The sequence below is a fragment of the Anabaena azotica FACHB-119 genome (assembly GCF_014697625.1).
Classification (GTDB): Bacteria; Cyanobacteriota; Cyanobacteriia; order Cyanobacteriales; family Nostocaceae; genus Trichormus; species Trichormus azoticus_A.
The window spans coordinates 1-17,251 of record NZ_JACJSG010000070.1 but is presented as its reverse complement, the minus strand read 5'-3'; the positions used below and the strand labels follow the sequence as shown (position 1 = coordinate 17,251).

23 protein-coding genes are annotated in these 17,251 nt (G+C 42.1%); 15 read left to right on the top strand and 8 right to left on the bottom strand.

Annotated elements, in window-relative coordinates; genetic code table 11:
• Positions 1–3: 3 nt before the first annotated feature.
• Positions 4–783 (top strand): hypothetical protein, encoded by a 780-nt coding sequence (locus H6G83_RS31790; protein ID WP_190479625.1) that lies wholly within the window; start codon positions 4–6, stop codon positions 781–783.
• 244 nt (positions 784–1,027) lie between these two features.
• Here H6G83_RS31790 and H6G83_RS36135 read toward each other — a convergent pair whose 3' ends face one another.
• The 3 genes from H6G83_RS36135 to H6G83_RS31780 all read right to left on the bottom strand — a co-directional run bounded on the left by H6G83_RS36135 (position 1,028) and on the right by H6G83_RS31780 (position 2,007).
• Entirely contained in the window at positions 1,028–1,156 is a 129-nt protein-coding gene (locus H6G83_RS36135) for a hypothetical protein (RefSeq protein ID WP_277876468.1), read from the bottom strand.
• Positions 1,157–1,337: 181 nt separating this feature from the next.
• A complete protein-coding gene (locus tag H6G83_RS35665; RefSeq protein ID WP_242044967.1) occupies positions 1,338–1,571 on the bottom strand; it encodes a hypothetical protein in 234 nt (77 codons plus the stop codon).
• Between the two features lie 85 nt (positions 1,572–1,656).
• Entirely contained in the window at positions 1,657–2,007 is a 351-nt protein-coding gene (locus H6G83_RS31780; RefSeq protein ID WP_190479648.1) for a hypothetical protein, read from the bottom strand.
• A 116-nt stretch (positions 2,008–2,123) separates the two neighbouring features.
• On the opposite strand from H6G83_RS31780, the gene H6G83_RS31775 reads away from it, so the two are divergent.
• On the top strand, positions 2,124–3,143 hold the full coding sequence (locus tag H6G83_RS31775; protein ID WP_190479621.1) for a ParA family protein: 1,020 nt from the start codon (positions 2,124–2,126) through the stop codon (positions 3,141–3,143).
• Between the two features lie 126 nt (positions 3,144–3,269).
• The gene (locus H6G83_RS36130) at positions 3,270–3,395 is read left to right on the top strand and encodes a hypothetical protein (protein ID WP_277876467.1); all 126 of its coding nucleotides are present in this window, start codon (positions 3,270–3,272) and stop codon (positions 3,393–3,395) included.
• Positions 3,396–3,417: 22 nt separating this feature from the next.
• On the opposite strand, the gene H6G83_RS31770 is transcribed toward H6G83_RS36130, so the two are convergent.
• Entirely contained in the window at positions 3,418–3,951 is a 534-nt protein-coding gene (locus H6G83_RS31770) for a hypothetical protein (protein WP_190479619.1), read from the bottom strand.
• Positions 3,952–3,976: 25 nt separating this feature from the next.
• On the opposite strand from H6G83_RS31770, the gene H6G83_RS31765 reads away from it, so the two are divergent.
• Entirely contained in the window at positions 3,977–5,737 is a 1,761-nt protein-coding gene (locus H6G83_RS31765) for a DNA integrity scanning protein DisA nucleotide-binding domain protein (RefSeq protein WP_190479617.1), read from the top strand.
• A 244-nt stretch (positions 5,738–5,981) separates the two neighbouring features.
• Positions 5,982–7,214: an STAS-like domain-containing protein gene (locus H6G83_RS31760; protein ID WP_190479616.1), complete on the top strand. Its 1,233-nt coding sequence runs from the start codon at positions 5,982–5,984 to the stop codon at positions 7,212–7,214.
• A gap of 173 nt (positions 7,215–7,387) precedes the next feature.
• On the opposite strand, the gene H6G83_RS31755 is transcribed toward H6G83_RS31760, so the two are convergent.
• The 4 genes from H6G83_RS31755 to H6G83_RS31740 all read right to left on the bottom strand — a co-directional run bounded on the left by H6G83_RS31755 (position 7,388) and on the right by H6G83_RS31740 (position 11,658).
• The gene (locus H6G83_RS31755) at positions 7,388–8,443 is read right to left on the bottom strand and encodes a hypothetical protein (RefSeq protein WP_190479646.1); all 1,056 of its coding nucleotides are present in this window, start codon (positions 8,441–8,443) and stop codon (positions 7,388–7,390) included.
• A 39-nt stretch (positions 8,444–8,482) separates the two neighbouring features.
• Positions 8,483–9,289, bottom strand: coding sequence for a BRO family protein (locus H6G83_RS31750; protein ID WP_190479613.1), 807 nt, complete (start codon positions 9,287–9,289; stop codon positions 8,483–8,485).
• A gap of 89 nt (positions 9,290–9,378) precedes the next feature.
• On the bottom strand, positions 9,379–11,073 hold the full coding sequence (locus H6G83_RS31745; protein ID WP_199328659.1) for a coiled-coil domain-containing protein: 1,695 nt from the start codon (positions 11,071–11,073) through the stop codon (positions 9,379–9,381).
• Between the two features lie 342 nt (positions 11,074–11,415).
• Positions 11,416–11,658, bottom strand: coding sequence for a hypothetical protein (locus H6G83_RS31740; protein WP_190479611.1), 243 nt, complete (start codon positions 11,656–11,658; stop codon positions 11,416–11,418).
• A gap of 211 nt (positions 11,659–11,869) precedes the next feature.
• Here H6G83_RS31740 and H6G83_RS31735 point away from each other — a divergent pair, with 211 nt between their 5' ends.
• The 10 genes from H6G83_RS31735 to H6G83_RS31690 all read left to right on the top strand — a co-directional run.
• Positions 11,870–12,535, top strand: coding sequence for a hypothetical protein (locus H6G83_RS31735; RefSeq protein WP_190479609.1), 666 nt, complete (start codon positions 11,870–11,872; stop codon positions 12,533–12,535).
• Between the two features lie 109 nt (positions 12,536–12,644).
• Entirely contained in the window at positions 12,645–13,211 is a 567-nt protein-coding gene (locus tag H6G83_RS31730; RefSeq protein WP_190479607.1) for a hypothetical protein, read from the top strand.
• Between the two features lie 76 nt (positions 13,212–13,287).
• A complete protein-coding gene (locus H6G83_RS31725; protein ID WP_190479605.1) occupies positions 13,288–13,542 on the top strand; it encodes a MerR family transcriptional regulator in 255 nt (84 codons plus the stop codon).
• Positions 13,539–13,997, top strand: a complete 459-nt coding sequence (locus tag H6G83_RS31720; RefSeq protein ID WP_190479603.1) for a DUF1392 family protein — start codon at positions 13,539–13,541, stop codon at positions 13,995–13,997. Before H6G83_RS31725 ends, H6G83_RS31720 begins: the two co-directional genes overlap by 4 nt.
• A gap of 96 nt (positions 13,998–14,093) precedes the next feature.
• Positions 14,094–14,483 carry a MerR family transcriptional regulator gene (locus tag H6G83_RS31715; protein WP_190479601.1) on the top strand — a complete coding sequence of 130 codons (390 nt, stop codon included), beginning with the start codon at positions 14,094–14,096 and terminating at the stop codon, positions 14,481–14,483.
• Between the two features lie 46 nt (positions 14,484–14,529).
• Positions 14,530–15,618: an RNA-guided endonuclease InsQ/TnpB family protein gene (locus H6G83_RS31710; RefSeq protein ID WP_190479599.1), complete on the top strand. Its 1,089-nt coding sequence runs from the start codon at positions 14,530–14,532 to the stop codon at positions 15,616–15,618.
• A gap of 137 nt (positions 15,619–15,755) precedes the next feature.
• A complete protein-coding gene (locus tag H6G83_RS31705; protein WP_190479597.1) occupies positions 15,756–15,959 on the top strand; it encodes a hypothetical protein in 204 nt (67 codons plus the stop codon).
• A gap of 117 nt (positions 15,960–16,076) precedes the next feature.
• A complete protein-coding gene (locus H6G83_RS31700; protein WP_190479594.1) occupies positions 16,077–16,415 on the top strand; it encodes a hypothetical protein in 339 nt (112 codons plus the stop codon).
• Positions 16,416–16,425: 10 nt separating this feature from the next.
• Complete coding sequence (locus H6G83_RS31695) at positions 16,426–16,794, top strand: hypothetical protein (RefSeq protein ID WP_190479593.1); 369 nt, start codon at positions 16,426–16,428, stop codon at positions 16,792–16,794.
• Positions 16,795–17,045: 251 nt separating this feature from the next.
• On the top strand, positions 17,046–17,251 hold a 206-nt coding region (locus H6G83_RS31690), incomplete at its 3' end, for a hypothetical protein (protein WP_190479590.1).

The window sequence follows — 17,251 nt, the reverse complement described above, 5'->3', positions numbered from 1 at the left end:
AAGATGACAATGAATAGTAATAATACAGTAATATTCTGGACTGATGCCAAAAATCAGCGCTATTTTCTCATCCCCGAAAAACAAAAACTGGCTAGGGGTAGCTTCCTGATTCATACTTTAACTGGCAAACAAAAGAAAGTCACGCAAATGGCAATTGCAGGCTTTGAAATCTCACAAACCGAGGCGAAAAAATACCTGCAAACAGAAATCAATCAGGGAATGCAGCAAGCAAAAGCTACTTTCTCTCACCTGGCATCATCAACCCCAGCATCGGATGAAGATTTATTAACCCCAAATATTATTTTCTCACTTTTAGGTATTACGCCCCAAGAATTGGAAAATAACCCAGAAGCAGCACAAACAGCTTTTGTTAAGCTTTACAGTGATATCAAAGCATTATTAGGTGAATCAAACCCAGAAAATTCAGCCCAAACTGAAGCAATGCGCCAGCGTATTCGCTCCCTCAGAGAAAGCATACAAGCGCAAGCCATCAACGTCAACATTGAAGAGTTACCAGAAAATTTACAGCCAAGAGTTGAGGGATATCTGCAAGAAATTATCACGCAGTTAGAGAATTTGACTAACCAAATTGACCATCCCCATACAGATGGACAGAACATTGATGAGGTGATTGAAACTTTGACGAAAGATTTTTTGGTGAAGGAAAACAAACGCCAAGAAGACAACAGAAAGCAGCAATACAAACAATCAGCAACTGATGCGATCGCCCAATCTTTTCAATCCCTTGGTCTGCGCTCATTTGCAGGTGGCGACTTTGAGTAAATTAGACTTTTGGCTAATTGTTGTGATGAGGGCGATTGCTCTATACTATTAGCTCCTACTGGCGTAGCAAGCTTAACCCTGTTTTGTCACTTTCGCAGTAGTATAACCCTGTTTTGTCACTCTCGCGGTAGTATAAGAGGGTACAAACTTTAGAAGCAAGACACAGAGGATGGTAGAGCCTCGTCCATCTGTAAAAACAATCAAATTTGTGGACGAATATTGCCAGTGGTATAAAAGTCTGTTTTCAGATGTCAGGAGTTTTATCGCTCACAGCTTTGGAAGTCTTGCACAAGTTAGAAGCTGATTTCCTCTCAAATGACAATACTACTGCATCAACTTGATCTGCTGATTGGTTGCTAGATTTTTTACTCATATTTGACGCTATACAACCCTACTCCCCCACCGGATACCACCGCATCATTTCCGCCAGTGCTACCGCCTCACCATCCGGCGTGTACACAACCTCGCCTGACATAGCAATCACAATCCTCGCCTTCCTCGCCCACTCAAACCACGCGATGCCTACGGCAACGTCTGCGACGAACGCACCGGATTTAGCCTGCTGCACCTCCGGTTTCCGTCCCTCCTTGCAAGCAGCCACAAACACAGCTTCCGGTGATTTGATGCCCTTCCAAGTCCGTAACGCCTCCTTCAAGTAAGCGATCAGCTACGCTGGGCGCTTGCGCCATCGCACCCGGCACATTGCCCCAATACCGCTTGACTGTACGCTGAATCTCCCCGTTTAGCCGAAACTGTGGGGTACAAGGAATCTCCTGCAACTGCTGCAATACCTCCTGCACCTCTTGATGACTGGGCTATACTGATTTTTCCATCGGCTTAGGCAGCGATCGCTTTCGGTATTGCCGCACTGCATTACTCTCTTTCCCACTCTATCAATTGGCCATCCACCACAACATAACCCCACTGCGGACACTTCCTTACCAACCTCGTAATTACAATTTGCAAGGCGGGGTCATCGTTCCAGCATTCCATAAGAAAATCTAACCCAGGATTTTCTTTGAATAACCCTGCCATTTTTAACTTTTCCGTCCACCAAGGTCTGGCCTTTAACCGAAGAGCGATCACCTCACTTGACCATTTGTCAGGCTGTGTTTCCGGCTCAGGGGTGGACGGCGGGGAAATATGGCATTCATGACTGGTTCCCGGCTCAACACCCAAGTCTTGTTTCTCTGCCGACAACGGATCTGAGTTAACAGAAGGCAATATATTTTAGTTACTTACTAATCCTCAAAAACTCAAAACGGACGAAATGGACTTGGCAATGTCCAATAAAGACGTTACTATGTCTTTATGTTCATTCTTTTGTTTAATTGACACTTATGCTTAATTATGTATTCTGGAATAATAAGGGTGGTACGGGAAAAACTAGCCTTGCGTTTCAAACCATCTGTCGATATGCCTTTCAAAATCCCACCATGCGAGTACTTGCAATCGATGTGTGTCCTCAAGCTAATCTATCCGAGCTTTTTTTAGGTGGATTGGACAACAACGGCAGCCGTAATTTATTAGAGCGGCAGGGTTTAGTACCTCGTTGTAGTATTGGTGGCTATTTTCAATTAAGACTCCCAGCTCCATTTACTACCCCTACATTCTCGATTCGAGATTATTTTACTAAACCGAGTACCTATAACTCAAATATTCCAACAAACATAGACTTGCTTGCCGGAGATCCATTACTTGAGTTACAAGCTAATGCAATCAATACCTTGGCTAACACACAAATTCCAGGTACTGATACATGGATTGAAATCATTGATTGGCTTAAGGATGCACTTGATCAAGTCAGAGATGAATACGATATAGTTTTCATCGACACTAATCCAAGTTTTTCTATTTATACACAAATTGCTATATCAACTGCCAATCGTCTTATATTGCCAGTAATGGCTGATGATTCTTCGCGCCGAGCTATTCAGAATGCTTTCTCACTTGTATATGGATTAAAATTGCCTTCAGACATATACTCAAAATACTCTTTTGCTACTAAATTGGAATCGGCAAATCGTTCACTACCTCAAGTACATATTGTTGCTAAAAATCGTATTACTCAATACATGGGATCTGCATCTGCCTACGCCGCCGTGTTACGCTCAATAGAGGAGGATGTGTCGAGCTTAATTCATTCAAACCCTGAGATGTTTACTTTTAGTAGCGTTAAACAAGGGATAGTAGAAATTCGAGATTTTCAAACTACTGGTGTTGTTGCTTTTGCAAGAGGTTGCCCTTTCTATACACAACCTAGTGGTAAGTTAACGATTGGTACTCAACGAGTTCAGGTGAAAGAAGATTACAGGCAGAATTGTATTGATGCTATTGATGATATTGTTAAAAAGCTATAATTATCGCCATTATCATTCTAGTTTGTAGTAGCGGTATAACAATCTCAGTGCAGTGGATTCATCTAAATTCAGTAGATCGAAAACTTTTGACAGTTAACGAAATCATGAGGGTTTCAGCCTTCGGTTTTGGAACTGGCAATCATAGCAAGCGGCGATCGCTCTGTTGCCCACCCAGAACAAAAGTTCTTGAAACTCAGATTACTTGCTGATTTCGCCTCTTGGTATTCCCAAGCCGAAATTAAGGAGTGGTAGGAGGAGTGCAAAACTTTTCGGTCTACTGAAATTGCTTGTGGGAGATGCAAGGGTTTTGTTGGCAACCTCTGATCACAATCCCCGACATAGCAATCACAATCCTCTGCTTGTATCCCCACTCGAACCAATCCTTCACATCAGATTGAAGGGTCGCGGACTCTAGCTTCCGACCTTCTTTACAAGTAGCTACAAACACGCCCTGCGGTGACTTAACCTCTTTCCAAGTCCGCACTGCCTCCTTCAAATACGCGATCGCCCCCGGCACATTCGCCCAGTAACGCTTGACCATGTGCTGAATCTCCCAGTTTAGCCGAAACTGTTGAGTACAGGGCATCTCCCGTAGCTGTTGCAATACCGCCTGAACCTTTTGATGACTTGGCTGTACTGATTTTTTCACAGGCTCGGTGTAATCATCATCAGAGTCTTTATCATAAAAAATTGACACAGCAGGCGCGGCGGAAAAAGTGTCTTCATGAGAGCCAATCCCTATATCTTGGCGCACTAAATTGCCATCCTTGATTTGTAAGTTAAACTTGTATCCTGTATTGTCAATCAAAAATTAGGAGAAATCTCCGAAAGCTATGGAAACCATTGAAATGTTCATGTGGGGCTATCAACGTCATTTTCAGTGTTCTGCTCAAACAGCAGCTGAAAAAATTTTTTCACGGTTAGCCAGTAACCTTGAACCTTGTGTTTTTCTCGTTGGTGTTTTAAATCAAAATCGAGATGACCGCCATACCATTTGCTTGGAACCTGAAGATTGCGGTTATAATCCAAGTCAATTTGCAGAGGTAAAAAAGCAAGCAGAACACATAGAGGCAATTGATTCAGATAGAAATATATGGCATACCCATCCCATTGCTCAAGAAAGGCATGAGCAGTTCTTAAAGCGGAAGGCTTTAAGAACTGCAATACATCAAATTGTTAATCATATGTCTAAGTATCACAACATCATTTCTTTTTGCTCATATCCAGTACAGGTAGAGCAGTATTGGGTCATTGTTGTCCTTCAATTCAATCGAGAGAGATACCTTGCTCAATATAGTCTTACCAACAATGAAAGGGACAGACTCACTATATACACATCCTTATTAGATGCTACTGTTGCCCTGTATTTTGAGGAGTGTACTAAAGCTTTGATAACACAAGAACCAGGTTCTAGCTTTAATATTTTTGATCGTGATTATGATGAGGTTATCCGTACAGCAGGCAAAAATCTGATGTACACCCCTTCTACTGTATGTCGGGAATTTGAAGGTTGGCATGGGCTGTTTGAGGCTTGTAATACAATTTCTTCATTAAACTATGAAGGTGCTGAAGGCATTGGAAAAATGTTGATTTCAAAAAGGGGACATCCCAATGTTGAAATTACTCTCACTTTATTAACACCCGTTAAACTCCAAAATTATCGCGCAGTCAGGAAACTGCTTGAAATGTCTTCCGATGAAATTTGTCTGCTTAGTGACTCTGGTTATATTTATGGATTAGGAAATCTCAAAGGATCTTACGAACAACGTGCGGAGGATTTATTTTTAGTAAACTTTACTAAGCACTATACTTGGGAACTTCTACACGCTGATCATGTAATGATGCGGGTAGCTTATCGTCAACCAGAATTGCCTAAAGCAAGTATTAACAAACATAAGTTTGAAACAGATATTAAAAGAATTTTTCCTGAAATTACATCTCAAGAAATTTCGAGATTGTGGGACTTAGTTTTAGAAGCAACTAAGCAAAAGCACGGTACGATGGTTGTTGTATCTTCTGGAGCGAAAGAAGAGTCAAATCGCTTGAAAAATCAGGCTACAGTTATCGAACCCGTAGAAATTACAACTCAAATTATGAAAGTGATAACAGCTATCGATGGAGCTGTACTTATCGATCCAAGTTCTACCTGTTATGCAATTGGTGTAATTTTAGATGGACTGGCTTCTGAAAAGGGTTCACCTGGAAGAGGCGCAAGATATAACTCTGCAATTAGGTATGTAGAGACAAATGGCTATCCTTGCATGGCTATTGTTGTATCTGAGGATGGCTCAATTGATTTGGTTCCCAATCTTATGCCCCAAATTCTACGCTCATTAATCACCAAAGCAATAGAGCGATTAAAGGAGTTAAAAGAAGACAAAAATTTTGATTCCCAAAAATTTTACAAAGTGATAGATTGGTTATCTAAACATAAATTTTACTTGAACGTAGAGACGTGCAATACAGTTAACAGCTTAAAGCAACAAGTTCAACTGACAAGAGATCGTGTTATAGATCCTATGGCGATACGGATAAATTATCCTGATTTTAGCCCAAATCCAGAAATAAATGAAAGTTACTTTTTAGATGAGTAAGTCATAATTTAGAGATTGCTTGCATTATTAGATAACTGCCTTGCTAATCTTTCCACTTCACTAGTAACCCATCCGCCGCCATCAACCTTGACTGCGAACATTTTCGCCACCAGCTTCTTGATCGCAATCCTTAAAACTTACCATTGATTAAAATTACAAAAAACTTCTCTACCATAGATCGATATAGGCATTAGCTAGAAAATATTCCATACAATAATTTTTTATACAGTAAGGTTCAACACTCATGTCATCAGAAATTTCTACCAATGTAAACCGAGATGGCAATATTCTCACTATTCCATCGCTAAGTTCGCCAGTTGTTATTGGTAATTTTATTCGAGCGATTTATCAAGGTAATGAGTCTGGCTATACAGATTTCGTTCTAGATTTTTCTGCCATTGAGGGTGTTTACCCAAACGTCTGTGCGCCACTCGCAGGGCTAATCGAGTACTACAAAGTAAATCGTGGATTTTCATTCAAATTTAGCAACGTTCCTGAGTTTCTTACACGCACAAAAACGCTTAACCCTGTTGATGCAGCATATGACGATACCCATCGCAGATATCCACTAAATGTAGTTTGGAAGTTTTCTAGTGCTGAAGAAGTTAAATCTCTTGTCGATGCGTATCTTGATGTCGTATCGTCCTCTGCTGTTTGCCAAGCAGGAGTAATTCAAGGTCTCGAATGGTGTTTAAATGAAGTCATGGATAACGTTTTGCAGCACGCAGATACAACACATGGCTATGTTATGGGACAAATTCATAACACGTCGCAGCACATAGCAGTCTGCATTTATGATCATGGGCAAGGGATCTTAAATTCGTTCCGCACTTCAATACATTCACCAAACAATGCAGTAGACGCAATCACTATTGCACTTAAGGAAGGAGTTACCCGCGATAAAAATATTGGACAGGGTAATGGAATGTGGGGACTCAATAATATAGTCCGTTCAAACTCAGGATTACTTAATATCATTTCTGGTTCAGGTTTTGTTGGCATACGAATTAACGAGACGAAAACATTACCTAACATTCCATATCTCAGTCCAGAAAATAATTGCACTACTGTTGATTTTCAGATTGACTTTGACAAAGGAATCTCGATTGCTAATGCTTTAGGTGGCTATGAACCAGCAAATATTCGCATTGAAAATCTTGAAGACGAGAGCAACAATGTTATCTATAAATTAGCTGAAAAGAACTCAGGTACTGGTACACGAAAATCTGGTATTGCAATACGAAACGAGATTATAAATATACGGAATCAAACATCTTCTATAATCGTTTTAGATTTCAATGGTGTTTCACTAATATCCTCTTCTTTTGCAGACGAGTTAATTGGTAAACTCGTAGTCCAATATGGGTTTATTGGGTTTACACAAGGCTTTCGACTGATTGGGATGAATGAAACTATAGAGGCAATCACTAACCGTTCCGTTTTTCAACGTCTGAGTGTTAATAATCAAGACTTGTAAAGCGATGGTGCATGATCATGCTACACCGAAAAGTTGTGATCTCTCATCTAAACACAAACTTTTAGTCGTTGAAAAACACCGTGATCCTCAATTGATTGTCAGTAATTTTCCAACCTCCTTCAATTCTCTTTACTCAACTATTTCAGATATTTTGCTATATGCAGAGCAGACCCCTACTCCTTCACCGGATACCGCCGCATCATCTCCGCCAGCGCCACAGCCTCACCATCCGGCGTGTACACAACCTCACCCGACATCGCAATCACAATCCTCTCCTTCCTAGCCCACTCAAACCACGCGATCGCACTAGACTTAGCCTGCTGCACCTCCGGCTTTCTCCCTTGCTTACAAGCTGCCACAAACACCGCTTCCGGTGACTTAACCCCCTTCCAAGTCCGCACTGCCTCCTTGAGATAAGCGATCGCCCCCGGTACATTCTGCCAATACCGCCTTACTGTGCGCTGAATCTCCCCGTTCAACCGAAACTGCGGAGTACAAGGAATTTCTCGTAACTGCTGCAATACCTCCTGAACCTCCTCCTGACTCGGTTTTACTGATTTTTCTACAGGTTCGGCGTAATCATTATCACCAGAGTCTTCATCCTGAAAATTTGACGCAACCGGGACGACGGAAGAATGGCCCTCATGATGGTCTGTCTCGCTAGTCGAATTAACCTGTTCTGATTCATCAACGTAGTGAGTAGTCTGGGGTAACTCTGGTTCTGGGGTTAGGCTCGACTCTTCCTGGTCACATTCCAAAGTCTCGTTTTCCACTTCCTCACTTTTTTCAAGCTCAACAGCACTGTGTTGTTGTGGTTTTGAAGTTTGAGGTTGGTTTCTGTGGTATTGTTCTGCATTGAACGTGCCACGTTCAGTTTTGCACTTGCCGTGTTCTAATAATCTATTAAGTACATCGAAGTGTAATTTATACTGCCAAGTCCTGTCCTGTCCGTTACCTGGATTTTTCTTCTTCTCGATAATACCCATATCGTCAAGTAGCGCGATCGCTGCCCTGATAACATGAAGGCTATGCTCACCCATCAAGTCGGCATAAATCCGCTTGAGGGGCTGATAAACCCAAGGGGTACGGTGATTTTTCAGCTTCCACTTTGTCCAATGCCGGAAATACTCAATCAGCTTGGCCGCGCAGTAGTTATTTGTGATGTCAAGGTATTCCCGGCGCAATATCACCAGGACAGAGAATTTATCAGTAGATGCAATACTGCTCATATTTCACCTTCTATAATATATTTGCAGAAATTGGTAAATCTAAAACGGCACATCTTCATCAGGCGCTTGTGACCAGAACTGCCTCAACATCTCTTGTTTGGCTAACTGAAGTTCTTGTTTATCTTCGGGGGATACTTCACCAACTAACTGCGCTACCTCAGCCCGTTGTTGTTCTTTCAACTGCTCGGTACTGATGACGGGGAGTGCCACTTGTTCAGCTTGACCCTGCTGGGAGGGGCGAAAACGACGGCGACGGTACAAAAAACGGAAGTGACGTTGATCTTGCGGAGGTAGCGATCGCCAAACTTCAGCATCCCAACCTGGGGGTATAAAATCGGATGATGGGGGCAATAGGGTCTGAACTTGGGCTTGTAGCTGTGCGATCGCCTTGCCTTGTTCCTGAATTACCCTGTTCTGCTGTTCAATTTTCTCTAGCAGCTGTGACAATAACTCTTGAGACTGTGGGGCTAACTCTGCCTCACGGGTTTTAAAAGCGAAGTAATTTTGCGCTGCGGCTATCTCTGGTTTACGCGGGTCGCCATTCATCGCCACCAAATAACAACCGTGTCGTGAGAGTTTGTAATCTACCAGCACTTCTCGAAATGCCTGGGATGTGCCAATTTGCGCCATTTGGACGACATCGACCAGATGGTGAGATGGATCTAAGCCTGAATTTTTGGCACTGACTTTTGCTCTTTCAACGGTGTCCCTAATTCGTTTCCAAGTTTTGTAACCCAGCAAGGTTAACAATTCGGTTGCCAACCAATACTCACTACCAAGTTCATCAATTTTTTTGATTTGGTCAAAAGGGGTATCAGTGGATTCAGATGATGTGATGAATTTCATAATGTCTCCAATTTTTGACGCATGAAAATATCGGCAGCACTTGAGTCATGCCGCATTCGGTTGTTTGAGTTATTTAGTAGTTGCTAGTTTTACAACAGCCGTAATTCGTCCTTAAAATATCGGTCAGTCTTTTTCGGGCGGTCTTTCCAATGCTCCCAAGCCACCCAAACTTCATCACCCAAGTCTTCTATAACCTCACCGGTTGCTACATATAAGGCGCAATACTGATCAGCATGAGCAACGATTGAGCCAACTGTAATCAATTTGTTCTCATCTGAACCAGAATCGCTAGGGGTTTGGCTGTGAACCAACCGTTCTGTAATTTTGTCAGATTCGGCTTTCTCCAAGGCAGTGATTAAGTCTATTTCTTGGGGTGTCAACTCAGTCAGATAATCTTGTTTGATAACTTCGTATTCCTGTGCCACTTCTAGATAGTCCCACCAACTACACCCAGGCTTTGACAACACCGCCCGAATATCGCTCACAGCTTGGGGCAATAGTTGCAATTGTTCGGCACGATAGGCGATCGCGCTTGGTGTTGGCTCACTCCCCAGGATTAACGCCGCAGCTTGCAAGGCTTGGGTGTTATTCATGGCGCTGGCGAGATTACCGAGCGCGATCCCCATCAAGCGTAAGCACTCTTGGGCGTTCTCTTTCGGCGGTTCAACTGCTAGAGATCGCAAGTCAATGGCATTTTCAAGCGATCGCAATACTTCCTTATTCAGTGCCTTAGCCGCTTGCTGAGTGAGAGTATTGCCCCACTGCTGGGCAGGTCGTTCTGTAAGCGCATTCTCTAGCTCCACAAGACGCTGCTTGAGTTGCTGGTTCTCATGTTCAAACTGCCTTAAAACTTCCATCTCATCCAGGCGCTGCTGCAACTGAGTGTTCTGTTCTTTCTGTTGTTGAAACAGTTTTTGCCATGAAGTCAGCTGCTCAAGTACCTGTTCTTCGGCTTTAGCTTTTGCCTCACTAAGTAAGCCGATTCTTAACTCCTGTTCTAGCCGCTCAATCTTTTGCTCGTATTGTTGCTTGATTGCGGCGAGCGCTTCTGCATACTCTGGGGGGTATTTGCGCTCTATAGTAAATGACTCAATTACGTCATTACTCAAAGGGGTCAAATCATCATTGTTTACCAGCAGTTTCTCGCCATCGGCAAATGTGACTATCTGCCCTGTGGGGTTCGGTGCTTCTGTCTCGATGATTCCCTCATCTCCATAACGGGGGTGTGATGGTGACGTAACTTTAACTTTGGTAGGGCGAGGAACCATTGGTTCCTGGGATGGAGCTTTTTGGCGGGGGAGTCGGGGAACCACTTTGTTGGCCGCCGCCGCAAAGTCTGATTGACTGGGTGAAGGGTTTTCTTTGATTGCGATCGCCACCGCTTGTTTTAACTTTTCTGGTTCTTTTACCAGACGGAGTAGTGGACGGGCTTGGCGTTCATTCTTGATATGCTGCCCTAACTCGCCTACCGTGTCGATGACTCTCTTTGCCCCCAGCAGTTGGGTGATTCGTCGGTGTCCACCCCAAGCTGACAGTTCGGCTTGGCAGTATTGTTTAAAATCAGCATAGCCAGCTTCAAGGTAAAGCTGTTTGTCGCGCATTTGCATAACTTCACTTACAGCCTGCCACTCGAAGCGGTCGAGAGAGGTGAAGGTTTCTTGAATGCTGGAGTTGAGAAGGCTGTAATCATGGGTTGATACTGTGTTAACACTGCTGTGCTGGTCAATAGCAGTATTATCTTCTGTGCATACAGCCGAAGAATTTGATATCGTTTGTGTAGTCATAGACTTAGTTGAAGGTCATTTGACTATCCCCTCTGGTAGCCTGAGAAACTTACAGTGGGGATTTTAATGAAAATTTGTCGTTAAATCATTGGCTAGTTAAGTTGTCCGATTTGAGATTAGAAATTTTCCTGAGCCATAGTTTTCCATGATAGTTGTATGACCAACCCCCGATTTTTACATCAAAGATGGTATCGGGGGTTAGCTGTTTGTATGACAACTAGGTTAGCATAGTCATACAACTTTGACTTAAAAACACAAAACCCGCCTAATCATCGGCGGGCTTTTCTTTTACCGTATTCAAAATACGCTCACGTAATTGCCTGAGAGATTTATTTTCGGCTCTCAGGCTGCTGATTCCCCCAGTAGCTTGCTCTCCAGCATTTCTAGTTTATTTTCATGCTCTTGTAACCTCAACTTGATTTCTTGTATGTCTGATGCTGGGTTGAAATCTTCTTCTTCTAAATATCTTCGCACCAAACTTACTAGAACTTCAGATGGTTTTCGGCTTTCTCTCTGCACTTTTGCTAGAAAGGCTTCTTTTTCCGAACCACTGATGCGAAAAATAATCCTATCGTCTGCTTTCATCTTTAGTTTTTCCTCCTACCCTGCTTTGGAAGCGGGTGAGCTACTTGTAATCCAAATATAAACTTGTTTATCTCCGAATTGTCATATTTTGGCATACAAGGTTGACATATAGCATACAATGTCATACAATTAATATAGACAAGTTAAAGGCGACCGCCCCTGTCTTGCAAACTAGCACGATCGCCTTCTCCCCATTAGAGAGATAACCATTATGACTTATATCGCACATAGGCAACAACCCGTCAGCGAACAAATTCTAGCTCAAGCTGAACTACAGCAGTACATTAACCAGCAAGCCCAAGCTGTAGCACCCGAAGAATACCGCAGCGTTGAAATCAGTTTCTACGATCACGAAATCTACACCAACGGTCAACTAATAGCCAGAATTAGCCACGACGACAGCGATTTTATAACTCAACGTTGGCTTGTATTAGTTAATGACAAGGAAGAGTTTCGAGCTAACACTTGGGCGAAGTGCTACCGCTACATCTGCACACATCATAAAGATGGTTCTCTCCCAGTGCAAGAACCAGAAACACCCGCCGCTACCACTGGTAATGAAGTAATGGTACAGATTTTCGATGCGTGTGAGCAACACGGACTGGAATTGTTAGAGGATGGGATTTACTACAAAGACGAAAAGCTAGGTGAGGCTGGTTGCACTAACGGTAACTGGTGGTTTACCCGCACAGATGACGCAACACAACAGCGAATCCTTTGTAACTCTGCGTCGGATGCAGTTTGGTTAGTTTCAAGAGCAGAGTTACCAGAGTGTGCAGACTTTCTGAATGAATACCTGCAATACAGACCGCTTGAGCAAATGCCATCTGTGGAGTTGAAGCACCTGCTTGATAGCGCGGAACTGTTGACAGCGTAAACCAGGGAAAAGGGCAAAGGTTAAAGGGTAAAGGGATTCTTCTTCGTTCCCTTCCCCTTTACCCTTTCCCCGTTCCCCCTAAACATCTCTTCATTCATCAATTAAAACTATGGAATCGGTAATATCAATTCCCCAACACTGGAACAATCCAGCCTATATCTTTGGACAACGCACCGAACAGGGCGAGATCATCGGCATGAAATACTATGCCCCAGATACTTATCTTGGCAGACAGTACGGTGAGGGTTGGCGTTACGTTATGCTGCCTGACAAGAATCAGGAGGACGAAGAACACCAAGACGAGGGCAAAGTAAAACTACTCACGCCAGAGCAACTAAAGACACTACTCCAAGCTGAGATTGACTACTACTCACGCCAGCTTGAACACATGAAGTTCCAGCTAAGAACAATGCCTGTAACTGTGGCGACGACTGAATCTACCGCCCACAACGAAGCGCCCACCCAACCACACAAGAAAACTTGGGAATCTCCGCCTACTTTAGAGTCATTTATTGATGCTGCACAAGTCATTCTTAAACAGATTAGCCAACACCCGGATTTTGTCACACTTGAGTATCAACCCGACTTGACGATTACTGATGCTCAAACTGCGCTGTCTTACCTCAATGATGAGCTAGATCAACAATCTGCTGCTATTGTCAAGGGTTCTGATTAGAAGACATTCGCCTGAATTAATCAATGAAAATTCGGGCGACTGCAAGTATTCATAGACTTAACATTTTACTACGTGCATGAATAAACAATTAGCGGACTCACACAACTATAAATGTCATCAAGTCGCTAGTATTCTTTCACTAAATTTATCCACTGTCCGTCTTTGGATTAATAGAGGTTGGCTCAAGGTAAATAGACGCTGCCCTAAGTATTACGAAATAAAGATAGGTCATCTCAAAGAGTTTTTAGATAATCCTCCACAACAAATTAAGAAACGTATTGAGGCACTTGATGCACAGGCTATCAATCATCTCTTGGGGAAGAAAGTATGACTGAGCAAATCAAGGAGTTAGAAAGGTGCTGGTATTTGTCTCCGCCTTGGGGTCAAGAAATTCCCCCGGTTGAGGTGAACTTGTGGGAGCGAGTTTATCTCAAAGCTTCGCGGACATTTGGATATTGCTCTGGGTTTGGGTGGAGTAAAGGCGAGTGGGTCTATTTTATCAAACTTGAGAACGATGTCATACTCGCAACCAAAGACGAGATTCTCACTACTGGACGAATGGAAACGAACACCGTGAGAAATCCAGCTTATATAGTTGGCGATCGCGTGATGTTAGTCAGTAATCCACCCACGACAAAGCAACGTCTGGTGTTGGGTGTTCAGGTTGCGGATCGCTCTTGGTATTACCTTGTTGAGTGGCTTTCACCAATGCTTGTACCGACAAGTCTCGTCTGCAATCGCTTTTCTCTGGTCAAGGAAGAAGACTTAGTGCGGGTGAACGTCTGAAATTTTATCCCAACTTTTAAGAGCTTTAGTAAAAGTAACTCACATTTAAGTCGTCACTACAAAATTTTAATTTTGATGAGTTTTTGAGGTTTATCAATGTACAGAAAATGGAGTGAAGAAGAATTAACAACACTTGAAGAAATGGCGGAAATGTTTACAGTAAAGCAAATTGCTTTCCGCCTCAAGAGAAGGGGCTATTACCGTAGTGAATTAGCGATCGCTTGTAAATTATACAAACTCGGTTACTCTATCCGCCCTACTCTTGATAACTACAGTTGCAGCGAAATTGCGAAGAATCTTTGTTTACATCCAACCACCATTACTAAATGGGTGAGACAGGGCTGGCTCAAAGCGAAAAAGCGTTCTATTCATTGTTATCAGGTGAAAAGCCAGGACTTAAAACGGTTTTTTCAGAATCCGCCTGCGTCAATTAGAAAGCGGATTGCGGCAATAGACCCGCAAGTTATTAGCTATTTGGTAGGGTAATAAATCTTGCAAATAACATAACTCAGTAGTTATGGAGGTTGGATGAATGCTGTTAGGTTTTAAAACTGAATTGAAATTAAACAACAAGCAGCGTACAGCGTTTTTAAAGCATTGTGGGGTGGCAAGACACGCCTGGAATTGGGGGTTAGCTCTGACTAAACAAATATTAGACCATAACAAGGCTAATCCTACAGAGAAAATTAAGTTTCCTAGTTATTTTGACTTGCATAAATGGTTAGTAGCATTAGTAAAACCTGAATGTCCTTGGTATTATGAATTCTCTAAATCTGCACCACAGCAATCACTAATGGCATTAAGAACAGCTTGGGATAGATGTTTTAAAAAGGTGGCTGGAGTTCCTAAATTTAAAAAGAAGGGTAAACAAGATAGTTTTACGCTAGAAGGAACAGTTAAGATTTTAGGTAATAACAAAATTCAAGTTCCCAAAATTGGAATTTTAAAAACCTACGAGCGATTACCTCAAGTTCAACCTAAGTCAGTCACAATTAGTAGAAAAGCTGACAAGTGGTTTATTTCCTTCAGATTTGAAGTAGAACCAACTCCTAGACCTAAAATTGTGGATTTTGTAGGCGTAGACCTTGGTATAAACCATCTAGCCACATTGTCAACTGGTGAAGTATTTGACGGCGCAAAAAGTTACAAGAAATATGAGCAGAAATTGTCTCGTATGCAATGGTTGAACCGTCGCAAACAAGTAGGCTCAAATAACTACAAAAAAGCTCAATTAAAAGTAGCTAGATTACACCGCAAAATAGCTAATCTTCGTAAAGATTCACTGCACAAAATTACTACCTATATCAGCAAAAACCACGCTGTTATTGGGATTGAGGATTTAAACGTGCGTGGAATGTTGGCTAATAGGAAACTAGCCAAGGCGATCGCGGATATGGGCTTTTATGAGTTCCGCCGTCAATTAACTTACAAGTGTGAATTTTACGGTTCAAAACTTGTAGTAGTTGATAGATTTTACCCCAGTAGTAAAACTTGCGCTGAGTGTGGAACTAAAAAGGTAACTCTTTTGTTAAGTGAACGCGAGTTTCATTGTGAAAATTGCGGAGTCACAATTGATCGCGATTTGAACGCTGCAATTAATTTGCGTAAAGCTGTCAGTTAGACAGTGTTAGCCTGCGGACTAGATAATGCCGACATTACTAGAGAGAAACAGGAAGTAAACATCAAACTCTATTTAGCACAAGTTATTTAATATAGAAAAGTCTAGATAGTTAGGTTTGAGTAAGTTTTATGTAACGGATGCAAATTGACCCGTATAGGATATTCCCCAGTGTAGCGGATGTTGATCATCAAAGAGAATTGCTCAGTTCTCTACTGAGAGCAACTCCACAAGCTACTGTGACTTCTGTAGCTGCTGGCGTTCTCTTTAAAGAATCTCTCTCTTCTGATGAAAAAGTCGTCAGCTTGAGGGGCATCAATAAGAATCTCTGGCGGCATTTCTAGAGATTGTTATACCCATGAATTGATGGGTGTAAAGTTTTAAATCGCTAGAATAGTAAATCATCATATTCCCCAGTCAAATAGACACTGGGGAATATGTGAAATTATCAGTTAAATATCATGAAACAACCTTGTAAAGATTGCCCATTTAAAAAGTCCGTATATTATGTGCTTTCCTCAGAAAAAGCCGATAATATTCTAGACGGCATCACACATGATAAAGCCTTTCATTGTCACAAAACAGTGGATTATTCTAATTCCATTGAAGGTCAAGTTACTGCGGAATCAAAATTGTGCTTTGGTGCGGTTTTGTTCTTGGAGAATACTGTGCGTGGAGGTTGTCGCTCAAATGTAATGTTCCGCTTTGGGTTGAAGCGTAAAGAATTTCAGCTTTCTGATTTACGGCATGATGAAAGCATATATCAATCGTTTGATAAATTTATTGAGGGAGTTAGTTAAGTAACGAATCATGACAAAATTAGACCTAAACGATGAACAATTAGCCGTAATTTCCAAAGCCTGTGAATTATTGGCACGGATTCACATGGGACAACTCGAAGAAGTGGCTTGGCTATTTAGTTCCTTGCCAGAGGAGCGCTATCAAGAATTAACTGAAACTCTCAAAGAACTAAATACTCTGATTACACAGATGCCTAAGCAGTCACATTTTGGCATCAGGAGTGAACAAGTTCCGCAAATAGCGCGAAGTGCATATGATATTCATCAAGTTATACAGCATCATTTAGCCTGGAAACGGAATCCTCAAGGGGGAGTTGGGGGTAATTTTGATTCCCCTGTGCAATACTCAACAATCCCGCTTCCAACAATTAGCGAGTGATTAAAATCAATCAGAGTAAACCTATTCATCATCAAAATAATTGATAGATTCACTCTGATTGATCAATTTTGGATTTACTACTATTTACCCCAGTAATTAAGCCTGTACTATACTAATTAATACAGGCTTTATATGAATCATCTCTAAGTAACAAATACCAGCAACCGCTACGCTAAAAAACTATGAGTTGAGACTAGATTGGTAATCACAACTCGCACACACTTAACCTTAAATACAAACAGGTAGCTACTATGACAGCTTTTTCAACAGAGTTCGATTTCGATTCCAGAGAACACAGAGCATATGAAAAGACCCCAGCCGGCAAATCCATAAACTCACCGGCGGGTATTTGGATAGCTTATGAGAATCAGGAATTAGCCGGATGGTATGAAGGTAAACAACTCGAAGGTGGTAGAGAATATAAAGTCCTCACCAAGAAGTTGGATGAGAACGATGA

What these genes read in the sequence shown, in the direction of transcription:
- H6G83_RS31750 (WP_190479613.1), bottom strand. Translation starts at nt 9,289, where the DNA reads ATGAAATTCATCACATCATCTGAATCCACTGATACCCCTTTTGACCAA.
- H6G83_RS31695 (WP_190479593.1), top strand. Translation starts at nt 16,426, where the DNA reads ATGACAAAATTAGACCTAAACGATGAACAATTAGCCGTAATTTCCAAA.
- H6G83_RS31700 (WP_190479594.1), top strand. Translation starts at nt 16,077, where the DNA reads ATGAAACAACCTTGTAAAGATTGCCCATTTAAAAAGTCCGTATATTAT.
- H6G83_RS31720 (WP_190479603.1), top strand. Translation starts at nt 13,539, where the DNA reads ATGACTGAGCAAATCAAGGAGTTAGAAAGGTGCTGGTATTTGTCTCCG.
- H6G83_RS31715 (WP_190479601.1), top strand. Translation starts at nt 14,094, where the DNA reads ATGTACAGAAAATGGAGTGAAGAAGAATTAACAACACTTGAAGAAATG.
- H6G83_RS31775 (WP_190479621.1), top strand. Translation starts at nt 2,124, where the DNA reads ATGCTTAATTATGTATTCTGGAATAATAAGGGTGGTACGGGAAAAACT.
- H6G83_RS31725 (WP_190479605.1), top strand. Translation starts at nt 13,288, where the DNA reads ATGAATAAACAATTAGCGGACTCACACAACTATAAATGTCATCAAGTC.
- H6G83_RS31755 (WP_190479646.1), bottom strand. Translation starts at nt 8,443, where the DNA reads ATGAGCAGTATTGCATCTACTGATAAATTCTCTGTCCTGGTGATATTG.
- H6G83_RS31705 (WP_190479597.1), top strand. Translation starts at nt 15,756, where the DNA reads ATGCAAATTGACCCGTATAGGATATTCCCCAGTGTAGCGGATGTTGAT.
- H6G83_RS31740 (WP_190479611.1), bottom strand. Translation starts at nt 11,658, where the DNA reads ATGAAAGCAGACGATAGGATTATTTTTCGCATCAGTGGTTCGGAAAAA.
- H6G83_RS31735 (WP_190479609.1), top strand. Translation starts at nt 11,870, where the DNA reads ATGACTTATATCGCACATAGGCAACAACCCGTCAGCGAACAAATTCTA.
- H6G83_RS31760 (WP_190479616.1), top strand. Translation starts at nt 5,982, where the DNA reads ATGTCATCAGAAATTTCTACCAATGTAAACCGAGATGGCAATATTCTC.
- H6G83_RS31790 (WP_190479625.1), top strand. Translation starts at nt 4, where the DNA reads ATGACAATGAATAGTAATAATACAGTAATATTCTGGACTGATGCCAAA.
- H6G83_RS36135 (WP_277876468.1), bottom strand. Translation starts at nt 1,156, where the DNA reads ATGAGTAAAAAATCTAGCAACCAATCAGCAGATCAAGTTGATGCAGTA.
- H6G83_RS31765 (WP_190479617.1), top strand. Translation starts at nt 3,977, where the DNA reads ATGGAAACCATTGAAATGTTCATGTGGGGCTATCAACGTCATTTTCAG.
- H6G83_RS31745 (WP_199328659.1), bottom strand. Translation starts at nt 11,073, where the DNA reads ATGACTACACAAACGATATCAAATTCTTCGGCTGTATGCACAGAAGAT.
- H6G83_RS31730 (WP_190479607.1), top strand. Translation starts at nt 12,645, where the DNA reads ATGGAATCGGTAATATCAATTCCCCAACACTGGAACAATCCAGCCTAT.
- H6G83_RS31710 (WP_190479599.1), top strand. Translation starts at nt 14,530, where the DNA reads ATGCTGTTAGGTTTTAAAACTGAATTGAAATTAAACAACAAGCAGCGT.